This is a genomic window from Geothermobacter hydrogeniphilus, assembly GCF_002898515.1.
GTDB lineage: Bacteria > Desulfobacterota > Desulfuromonadia > Desulfuromonadales > Geothermobacteraceae > Geothermobacter_A.
In genome coordinates this window covers 13,834-24,605 of record NZ_PPFX01000050.1, presented here as the reverse complement: position 1 = coordinate 24,605, position 10,772 = coordinate 13,834, and the positions used below count along the sequence as shown (strand labels likewise).

Sequence of the window (10,772 nt, the reverse complement as noted above, 5' to 3'; positions counted from 1 at the left end):
GAAAAGCCTACGGGTTTCGAACCCTCAAATGCCTGCAAATCGCCCTATATCACGAGCTTGGCAAGTTGCCGGAACCTGATTATCTCCACAGATTCTGCTGACGAGCCATATTTAAATTCCTTTTGCAAAAACAAAACAGGCCGCTATTTAATGCCCATTTCTTTCCTCGGCCGACCTCTCTTCCTCAACGTCGACTCCAACCCATATCTTCTGCAGACATCCATCTGCCAATCCTTCTTTCCAAACGGCGCCTGTCGGTCAACGCAGCGTTGAAAATGTTCCCGCTCCCGATCTGTCAACGGCCGGTCAACAAATCGGGGCCAGTTTTCGGGCAGATCCACGGGGGGCGGAGCAACCAGGCCCTTCTGGCCATTCAACCTTTCCCGACATGAACTCCAGCGCCATTGCGTACAGGAATCAACCAGCCCGGCACGAACTGGGTTGCCTTCGATATAACGCAGCAGGGTGAGCAGATAGTCACCCTCCTGAACCAGAAAGCTCTTGTAGCGTCCCTGCCAGACGTGGCCGCTGGTGCCATAGGTACGATGGTGTCGACGTACATGGCTGGTCATCAGCCACTGCATCCAGCGGCTGAGATCTTCACCGTTGATAGGTTTCACCAGCAGGTGAAAGTGATTTGGCAGCAGACAGTAGGAGTAAACCTGGATGGGGTAACGGGCTTTGGCGTCGTGAAGCAGATCAAGGAAATTGTGATAATCCTCATCGTCTTGAAAAACTTGCTGCCGGCCATTGCCGCGGTTGAGCAGATGATAATAATGGTTGTCGGCAAGACCGCGATTCAATCGGGGCATCCGCCTCCCCCCCCCATTTATAAAACCAGTTCAGGCGAACCGAAGTTCTCCATGGATTGCTTAACGCTAGGTATCAAACTGCCAAAATAGAACAACGGTTGTCAAATACTATAAAAGGGGACAGGCTGACTTACGGACCTGTTCCACCGAACGTACATAAAATACAGACGAAATCTCAAAAAAATCTCAAAATTCTCTTCAGATTTGGACTTTTTTGACGAGAAAACGCAAAAAGCGACCCCGAAACTCTGTCGGGGCCGCTTTTTGAACGGGAAGAAGTTTGATCTGTTACTACGGCAGAATGGTGAACACCGCGTCCGAGAAGTCGTTGCCGATAAAACTGCCGGCAGCGTTTTTGGCGTTGATCCTCATCAGGACCTGGGTGCTCGGATCATTCGGTACCGTCCAGTTGAAGCTGGTGCCGGTGACATTGTTCTTCAGCCACGTCCAGGTTGCGCCACCATCCACCGAGTAACGTAACAGGTAAGTGGCGGCGTCGGGATGCGGGTTCCAGCTGATGGTGGTCTGGCTGCCGATGGTCAGGGTCTCTCCACCGTTGGGGCTGATGATCCGCAGCGGCGGTTCGAGGATGGTGAAGACCGCGTCGGAGAAGTCGTTGGCGATGAAGTTGCCGGCGGCGTCTTTGGCATTGACGCGCATCAGTACCTGGGTGCTCGGTGTGTTCGGCACCGTCCAGCTATAGCTGCCGCCGGTGGCATTGTTGCGGATCCACTTCCAGGTGCTGCCGTTATCGGTCGAGTAGCGCACCAGGTAGCTTGCGGCCCCGGTTTTCTCCTGCCAGGTGATGTTGACCGTGCTGCCGACGGCCAGGGTCTCGCCGCCGTTGGGGCTGAGAACCTTGAGGGGCACGACGATGCTGGAAACCGCGTCGGAGAAGTCGTTGGCGATGTAGTTGCCGGCGGCATCCTTGGCGTTGATGCGGAACAGCACCTGGTTGCCTGGACTGACCGGTACCGTCCAGTTGAAGCTGGACCCGGTGGCGCCGTTGCGAATCCATTTCCAGGTTGACCCGTTGTCCACGGAATAGCGCAGCAGGTAGCTGGCGGCAGCGGGGTGCGGCTGCCAGGTGATGTTGAGGGTGTCACCGGCGTTCAGCACTTCCCCGCCGTTGGGGCTGGTGAGCCGGAACTGGACAATGCTGAAGGTGCTGTCGGAGAAATCGTTGCCGATAAAGCTGCCGGCGGCGTTCTTGGCATTGATCCGGATCATGACCTGGCTGTTGGAGATATCCGGCAGTTTCCAGTTGAAACTGGTGCCGGTGACATTGTTGCGTAGCCACTTCCAGCTTGCTCCGGCGTCGGTCGAATAGCGCAGCAGGTAATTCACCGCGTTGGGATGGGGATACCAGCTGATGGTGATGGTGCTGCCGGCAGCGAAAGCTTCTCCGCCGTTGGGACTGATGATCTGCGGCGGGTTGATGATGCTGAAGACCGTGTCGGAGAAGTCGTTGGCAATGAAGTTTCCGGCGGCGTTCTTGGCGTTGACCCGGATCAGGCACTGGTCGCTCAGGGAGTTCGGCACCGTCCAGTTGAAGCTGGTTCCGGTGACGTTGTTGCGCAGCCACTTCCAGGTGGTGCCGTTGTCGGTGGAGTAGCGGAGCAGGTAGTTGGCGGCACCGGTCTGCTCTCTCCAGGTGATGGTGGTGGTGCTGCCGACCTGGAGGGTTTCACCGCCGTTGGGGCTGAGCACCTTGAGGGGGATCGGGCCCAGCGGATCCACCGCCGCATCGGTGTCATCCGGGTCGATGTTACTCGCCCAGCCGTCGTTGTCCTGGTCCTGCAAAGTGCTGTAGTCGAAGCCGGGGGCTTCGAGGCCGACGTAGATGCTGTGGGTGCGGTTGTTCCAGGCCGTTCCGGTCGGGTTCTCGCGTGCCCGGATACGCAGTACCAGCGGTTCGGCCGGCAGGGTGGTCGGGTCGTAGACCCAGGAGGTGGCCGGGTTGTAGCCGGAGTTCATGGCCTCATCGACGAAGCCGTCGCCGTTGTGATCGGCGAGGGTGAAGATGTCGGCGCGGTAGTAGAGCGGCACGTTGGCGTCAACCGGCGCCCAGGAGAGTCGCATTCTGCCGTCGGCGAGGGTGTCGAGGTGGAAGGCCTTGAAGTCGATCAGCGCGTAGGCCACCGGGGTGCTCTGGTAGTCGTAGCGCACCATGGTTTTCGCCGTGGCGTCGGTGGCGGTGAAGGTGTAGAGGCCGACGGTAGGCAGGCCGGGATCGGCCTTGAGGTAGCCCTGGTAGCCGTTGCCCTGGTAGAAGGTTCCCTGCTGCAGCAGATCAAAGCTGATGCTGCTGCCTGCCGGGCCGTCAACCTGCAGGGAGACCAGGTCGTCTTCCAGGTCGGAGGTGGTGGCCCAGGTGTAGGCCTGGTCAACCCCGGCGCCGGTGACGCGGTGGCTGATGAAGGGCGTGATCACCGGCCGGCTCGGGTCGGCGGCGATGGCGTTGAAGGCGATCGCCGGGCCGACCACCCGGTTGCGGATGGTGGACCAGTCGTCGCTGTCGTCAACCTGCACCAGCCAGCTCCAGCTGCCGCTGCCGATGGCGGCGGTGATGTCGGCCTGGGCGATATTGAGCCGGGTTTTGTCAACCCGCGGCGAGGTGTAGGTCGCGCCGCTGGCGGTGTTGGTGATTTTTACCCGGTACCAGAGCGGCACCGGGTGGGCGATCGGTGCCCAGCTGAAGCGATAGCTGCCGCTGCCGAGGTCTTCGACCTGATAGGTGGCTGAATCGGGGATCTGGTAGTCAACTACGTTGGCCAGGGATGCGGACTGGTAGTAATCGACGCCGCCGGTAAAAATATGGAAGGTGTAGATCTGCCCGCTGGTCACGGTGGCGGGAGCGAGTTCCTTGACCAGCTTCTCACCATCGAAATCAGCGACCAGGTCGAAACCGTAGAGGGTATCGACAGCGGCCGAGGTCAGGGCCGCCTCATCCTGCACGTCGAGGACCAGTTTGACCACGCGAGTGCCGTCAGATTTTTTGACATTGAGGATCTGTGTCTTGATGAACGGCGAAGCTGCATCGCTGACCTGCGGTGTAAAGCTGTAGGCAATGGAGGTGGCGCGGTTTTTCAGCAGATCCCAGTTGCCGGCCTGGTGGGTTTCAACCCGGGCGTAATAGGTCTGGCCGTCGGTCAACACGCCGGCCGGAACAACTTCATAGGTATCCGGATCGCGATGGCCGGAATAGACCGGCACCTCGGCGGTCGGGGAATCGTAGATGCGGAAACGGTAGAAAAAGGTCTGGTCGACATTGTGGATCGGGGCCCAGTTGAAAAGGTAGCTGCCGTCTGCGAGGCGGTAGTTGTGGATGGTCCCGGTGCCAACCACGGGGACGGCCTGCGGGCCGATATGCAGGTCGGCCTGGCTGACGCTGTGGCCGAGGCTGTCGCTGACGGTGAAGGTATAGGTGCCGGTCGTCAGCGGGCTGGTGCTGTCGTAGTGTTTCCAGAGGGCGATCTGGCCCGGCGCCCAGCTGCGCAGATCGGCATTGGAGAAGGTGTAGCTGAAACCGTTCGGACCGGAGACCGTCGCCGTCAGGCCGCCGAGGCTGGTGTTGTCTGCTTTCTGGATGCCGAGGTCGAGGGAGTCGACCTGGATGCCGTTGGCGTCGGTCATGTGCTGCACCCCGGCCCAATAGATGTTGGCATTGACGGTGAGGGGATTGGCATCGGCCAGGTCGTTGCTGCCGTCGCCGTCGGTATCGGGATTGGCCGGGTCGGTGCCCATGGCGAATTCCTGGGCATCGGTCAGGCCGTCACCGTCGGTGTCGGAGATGTCGCAGGCGTCACCCACCCCGTTGAGATTGGCGTCGGCTTGCCCCGGGTTGTAGGTCTGGGAGCAGTTATCAAAGACGACAATGATGCCGTCGAGGTCGGCATCGAGCAGCCCCGGCTCGCTGAGCAGGTAGCCGGCGACGTGGCCGTAGCCGGTGCTGGTCGAAACCACCCCGGCACCCGGTTCGCCGATGATGCCGCGATTGCTGTAACCGGCCGAACTTGAGGTGCCGCCGCCGGCGGCGATCACCGAGGACGGGATGGCGTAGTTGGCGCTGCTCATCGCCGCAGAGGCGGTGCCGGACCACAGCAGGCAGATTGTCGTCAGCACTGTCACAACCAGACTTCTGAATTGATCCCTTTTCATACTGCCCCCTTCTTCGCGACTTGTCGGCCGCATGCTTGCAAAGCTTCCCTTATATCCTGAATCACTAGTTGATTTATTTTGTGCTTGCCACATTGATCGGCCCTCCCGATACCAGCTGCGCCAATTGCCTGGTGGTCTCTTCGAGCCGAGTCAGCCGCGCCAGGGTCTCCTGTTTTTCCTGCTCCATCTGAGCTATTCGGGCAGCTTGTTCGGCAACCTTCGCGCTCAGTTGCTGCTGCTGTTGTTTCAGTACGGCAATCCGGGCATCCTTTTCCGCCCGCAGCGTGCTGATATCCTCATCTTTCTGCTGCTTCAGTTGCTTGATGGCATTGAGCATCGCCCACAGCACCGGATCCTTGCTCACCTTCAGGTAGCCGTCCTGCAGTTCCGAAACCGCCTCCGGGATCACTTTCTGCAGAGCCTGGGCGCTGAACCCGTAGAGGGTTTCGGTCGAGGTGAGATGCAGCGGGTTGTCCCGCTTGTAGCTGTAGACGATCGGCTGCAGCTTGAGGATATCCTCCAGCCCGCGCTCGAAGTTGCCGTGGACATCCTTGAGGCGGATGTCGGAAGGATTGCTGAAGGTGCCGTTGACGGTCAGGTCACCGGTAAAGGTGGCGTTGCCGGAGGGACCGTCGAGGTCGAGGATCGCAGCGCCGCCGGCGCCGAGGAACAATTTGGGATTGGTCCCCTCGGCATAGATGCGGGCCTGGCCGGCTCCGCCGCCACCGGTTGCGACCCCGATCTTGAGTCGATTGCTGGTATCGCCGATCTTGAAATCGCCTTCGGTCGAACTGAGGTCCCAATTGCCGCCGGCGACATGCAGGGTAGCTTCAGGACCGAGAGTGCCGATCCCGGTATTTCCATTTTTGAGGACCACCAAGGCATCAGAGGGGGTTGTAGCGCTGCTGCCATTGCCGATAACGAACAAGCGGTCGTCGGCGTTCCAGGTGTCAGTGCCGCCTGTAGGGGAATAGGCGGTATTGAACCTGCCGACAGCGATTTCACCTAATGAAAAAGCTGATGCATGTGACCCGAGAGCGACAGAACCATCGCCGGCAGCGTAACTTCCGACGCCAAGAGCCACAGCTCCCTGGCCGCCAGCTGAAGTCGTGTCACCAAGGGCAACAGCCTTGGTTCCGGTAGCTATTGAACCTTCACTGAGGAAGCTGAAAGCCTTAAGGTTGCCGGTGACCGTCGCGTCTCCAGCGATCGAGGCATTCATTTTTATGCTGGCGTTGCCGTTGATGGTGGTGTCGTCGTTGATGGTGGCAGTACCACTGATCGAGGTGTTGCCGTTGAAAGTTGTATTGCCGTTGATGGTGGTGTCACCATTTTTCAACACCACCAGGGCATCAGAACGATTGCTCGGGTTGATTCCGTTGCCGATAACAAACAGGCGATCGGCGTAGTGCCAGGCATACGTATTACCGAGGGGCAGGTAATCGGTGTTCCCCAGACCGATGGCAACTTCACCCAGAGAGCGGGCAATCGTGTCTCTTCCCAGTGCAGTCGAATCCACACCGGCGGCCAGGGTGTTGTTACCGAATGCAGTCGAAGATCTTTCGCGGGCAGTGGTCCCATAACCCATGGCGGTGGCATACTGGCCGGAAGCCTCGGTACCGTTTCCCAGTGCCGTGGCGACAGAGCCGCTGGCAGTAACGGAGAGTCCCATGGCGGTCGCATAGGGGCCGCTGGCGGTAGTGTTGAAGCCGGTAGCAACCGACCAGGGGCCGATGCTGGCCTCGTTCCATTGGGACCCCGAGACCTCCCCGGCCCGGAAGGCGGCCATCTCCGGGTACCACATCATCCGCACTCCGGCACCGGTTGCCGGAATGGCGCCGACAGCGCCGGGATCATAGCCGGTGCCGTTGAAACTCGGACCGCTGCCGCTGATGGTGAGGCCGCCACCGCTGCCGGTCAGCACCGGCCCGGGAGTGGTGTCAGTGATCGACATGGCGCTGTTGATGCTGGTCGGCAGGTTGGTCAGCGCCGAGCCGTCACCGACGAAGGCCGTGGCAGAGAGGGTGCCGTTGAGGGTGGTGTCGCCATTTTTCAGCATCACCAGGGCGTCGGAGCGATTCTGTTCACTGGTGCCGTTGCCGATAACGAACAGCCGGTCGCTGGTGATCCATCCCCCCGGCCCGGACGGCGTATAAGAGGTATTGTAGGCGCCCAGGGCTGTTTCGGCGTAAGAAGGGGCGATCGTCAGGTATCCCATGGCTGTCGATGTCTCCCCGGAGGCCTTGCTGCCGGCTCCCATGGCCGTGGCATCCTGGCCGCTGGCTTCGGTGTAGTTGCCCATGGCCGTGGCGTATGTCCCGCTGGCAACAGTCTGAAAACCTGTTGCCAGAGTCGCCCACCCGATTGATTGGGTCTCTTGTCCCAGCGCTGTTGACCTGAGACCGGTCGCCTTGGCTTTATACCCCGCGGCAAAGGCCGATTTTCCGCTGGCTTCGGAAAGCATCCCCAACGCGGTGGCATAGGAGCCGTCAGCCTTGTTGTCCAGGCCGGCGGAGAATGAGTAGGCGCCGATATTGGCATCATCCCACTGGCTGCCGGAGACCTGGCCGGCGCGGAAGGCGGCCATCTCCGGGTACCACATCATCCGGGTGCCGGTTCCTGTTGCCGGTATGGCGCCGGAAACGCCGGGCGTGTATCCGGCCTGGTCGGTTCCCGCCGGGCCGGTTCCACTGACCACCAGGCCGCCGCCACTACCGGCCAGCACCGACCCCGGAGTCGTATCATTGATGGTCAGTCGGCCGGTCATGGTGTCGCCGCTCTTGGCCACCGCCCCGGTCTGGGCCGCAGTCACCCCGTGCGGGTTGCCGGTATCACCGGTGTGAGCGCTGAGCGTCGCGGCATCGGCGGCGCCAATCTGGGCGGCGGTAACGTTGTGCGGGTTGCCGGTGTCGGTGAGGTGCGCCGACTGGTCGAGCGAGGCCGCGTCATAGCCGCCGACGGTGTCGGCATCCCCCGCTACCAGCGCGTAGGGGACGCTGTTGAGTCGCTGCCGGCCGGCCAGCACTTCCCCGCCGACCGACACTTCGAGCCAGAGGTTGCCGCTGCTGAACAGGGAACCTGAAAGCGGACTGACCGCTCCGAGCTGCACGGCATAGGTGCCACCCTGGACGTTGACCGTCTGCGTCTCCGACCAGACCGGACTGCCGCCGGTCGCGCTGCCGTAGAGGGAGAAAACCATGCTCTGGGACGGGTTGGTGATTGCCGTCCCGGTTCCGTCGGTCAAAACGCCCTGATAGCTGATGGTGACGGGCACCGCCGCGAAGGCTGTTCCCGCCAGCAACACAAGTACGGCACACCAGACTGCCAAACTCCTGCCGTTGATCAACTCCATTTGTACCCTCCGTCACTGAATATGTTCATTTTTCCTCTACGGGTGGACCATAGCCACGGTGGCCGGCTCCGCGGATACCAGCTGCGCCAGCTGCCGGGTGGTCTCTTCGAGCCGGGTCAGGCGCGCCAGGGTCTCCTGTTTTTCCTGTTCGAGTTCGGCGATCTTTGCCGCCTGCTCCTTGATTCTGCGGTTCAATCGACTGATGTAAATATGGGCTTTTTCCAGCTCTTCGACCATCCCCCGGCGATGGGCACCCGCTTCGATGATCTCCCGGCCCTGTTCGTCCTTGCGGGCCTTGGGAATCGCCTTCAAGTGCTTGTTCTGCCACATGAATTGTTCATGGTTCTCGATCGATTCGAGCTGGTAGTCGGATTCGAACACATAGTCGGCGTGCAGGCTGCCGCCACGCTGGTAGATGGCGCCGTTGACGTCGAGCTTGCCGGCCGGGCTGTTGGTGCCGATGCCGACATTGCCGTCGGGGCGGATCACCATAGCGATGACGTCCGGGTCCTCGGCGCTGGAGACGGCATTTTCGGTTTTGAACACCAATCCGCCGCGATAGCCCTGGACCCCGTAGGCATAGATGCCGGCGATATTTTTGATATTGCTCAGGTTGCTCCCGTTCCAGGCGCGCCGGAAACCGATGCCGTAGTAGGGCATGGCGGGATCAAGGCCGGCGGTGCTTGATTCGGCATTGTTGTTCTCTGTCAGGTAGAGGGTGTGTTTCCCCGGGGTGTTGTCGAGGGTGGTGTTGGCAACATGCAGCAGGGCGGACGGAGCAATTGTCGCGCCGCCGGCCGATCCCCCCTGAACAAGGACATTGTCGTTAAAAAAACCGGCCGCCTGATGCGCGGTGCTGCCGAGTTCCGCGACCCCGACCCCGGCAGTTTCCGCCCGGACGGCGGTGCCGCCGCTGCTCAGGGCGGCAACGCTGACGCTGTCCGCGACATAACTGTTGGCCTGCAGGGTCCAGCCGGAGGTGCTCTCTGCGTAAATGGCGACATCATTGCCGCCATGAACAGAGAGTTTCTGTCCGGTGACGACACTTGTACCCACTCCCACCTGTCCATTCACTACCAGGTTGCCGCTTACGGTGTCGCCGGCAGTCTTGACATAGGCAGTGTCAAGTTTGGCTGCGGTCACCGAGGCATCAGCGATGGCCCCGCCGGGCAGGTTGGTCAGGCCGGAACCGTCGCCGGTAAAGGAGGTGGCGGTGAGGTTGCCGTTGAGGGTGGTGTCGCCGTTTTTCAGCATGACGAGGGCATTGGAACGATTGGTGTCTGAAGTGCCGTTGCCGATGACGAACAGGGGGTCCGTGCCAAGCCAGCTGACTATGTTGGATATCGGAGTTGCCGTATAGGCATTGTAATGACCAAGAGCAGTCACACCATAAATCGTTGTCGCTAAATGGCGGCCTATGGTAATTGACCCTGCACCACCGACCTTGTTGTCACTTCCAATGGCAATAGTACCGTCAGACAAGGGTTCATTGCGTGACCCGAGAGCCGTGGAATAGGTTGCCGCGGAATCTTGTATTAAATTGTCATTTCCAATGACGTAAGACCCCCTAGTTGACACAAGGTTATTGCCACCGACTGCCATCGAATTATTTCCCGTTACCGTGTTGTAGACCCCCATTGAAAGAGAGAAGTCTCCACTTGCCTCAACATCTCTCCCCGTGGCAAAGGAATAGCTACCGATTTTAGCGTCGTCCCAAGAGGTTGATGTTGCCTCTCCGCTCCTGAAAGCTGCCTTTTCCGGGTACCACATCATGCGGGTTCCGGCCCCGCTGGCCGGAATCGCACTGGGAACCCCCGGCTCGTACTGGTTTGTTACGGAATTCCAGACCGGTCCGGTTCCCGTCACCAGCAGCCCACCACCGCTGCCGCTCAATACCGGACCCGCGGTCGCAGCATTGATGGTCAGCCTGCCGGTCATGGTGTCGCCGCTCTTGGCCACCGCCCCGGTCTGGGCGGCGGTCACTCCGTGCGGGTTGCCGGTGTCAGAGGTGTGGCTGGAAAAAGCCGCGGCATCGGCGGCGCCGACCTGAGCGGCGGTGACGTTGTGCGGGTTGCCGGTGTCGGTGAGGTGCGCCGACTGGTCGAGCTGTGCGGCGGAGTACCCTTGGACCATGTCGGCCGTATAGGCCACCAGGGAATAAGGGACACTGGTGAGATGCTGTCTCCCGGCCAGGACTTCTCCGCCGACAGAGATTTCAAGCCAGAGGGGTTCATACACAATATAGGAGATCGGCAATGGGTTAACAGCACCCAGTTGTACGGCATAGGATCCATTCTGAACACTGACCGTCTGGGTTTCTGTCCACGCCATAAGCCCGCCGGTCTCGGCATCGTAAATGGAAAAAGACATGCTCAGCGCCGGGTCGGTCACCGGCGCGCCGGCTCCGTCGGTCAAAACCCCCTGGTAGCTGATGGTCAATGGCACCG

Annotated in this window: 3 protein-coding genes and 1 pseudogene; all 4 read right to left on the bottom strand. The window is 60.5% G+C overall.

Features of this window, described 5'->3' with window-relative positions; all coding sequences use genetic code 11:
- Positions 1–143: 143 nt before the first annotated feature.
- A complete protein-coding gene (locus C2E25_RS15830) occupies positions 144–812 on the bottom strand; it encodes a transposase (RefSeq protein WP_103116695.1) in 669 nt (222 codons plus the stop codon).
- 291 nt (positions 813–1,103) lie between these two features.
- A complete protein-coding gene (locus C2E25_RS15825) occupies positions 1,104–4,973 on the bottom strand; it encodes a hypothetical protein (RefSeq protein ID WP_103116694.1) in 3,870 nt (1,289 codons plus the stop codon).
- Between the two features lie 73 nt (positions 4,974–5,046).
- A complete protein-coding gene (locus tag C2E25_RS15820; RefSeq protein WP_103116693.1) occupies positions 5,047–8,325 on the bottom strand; it encodes a tail fiber domain-containing protein in 3,279 nt (1,092 codons plus the stop codon).
- A gap of 36 nt (positions 8,326–8,361) precedes the next feature.
- Positions 8,362–10,772, bottom strand: a pseudogene (locus C2E25_RS15815) (hypothetical protein); the annotation flags it as partial.

What these genes read in the sequence shown, in the direction of transcription:
- C2E25_RS15830 (WP_103116695.1), bottom strand. Translation starts at nt 812, where the DNA reads ATGCCCCGATTGAATCGCGGTCTTGCCGACAACCATTATTATCATCTG.
- C2E25_RS15825 (WP_103116694.1), bottom strand. Translation starts at nt 4,973, where the DNA reads ATGAAAAGGGATCAATTCAGAAGTCTGGTTGTGACAGTGCTGACGACA.
- C2E25_RS15820 (WP_103116693.1), bottom strand. Translation starts at nt 8,325, where the DNA reads ATGGAGTTGATCAACGGCAGGAGTTTGGCAGTCTGGTGTGCCGTACTT.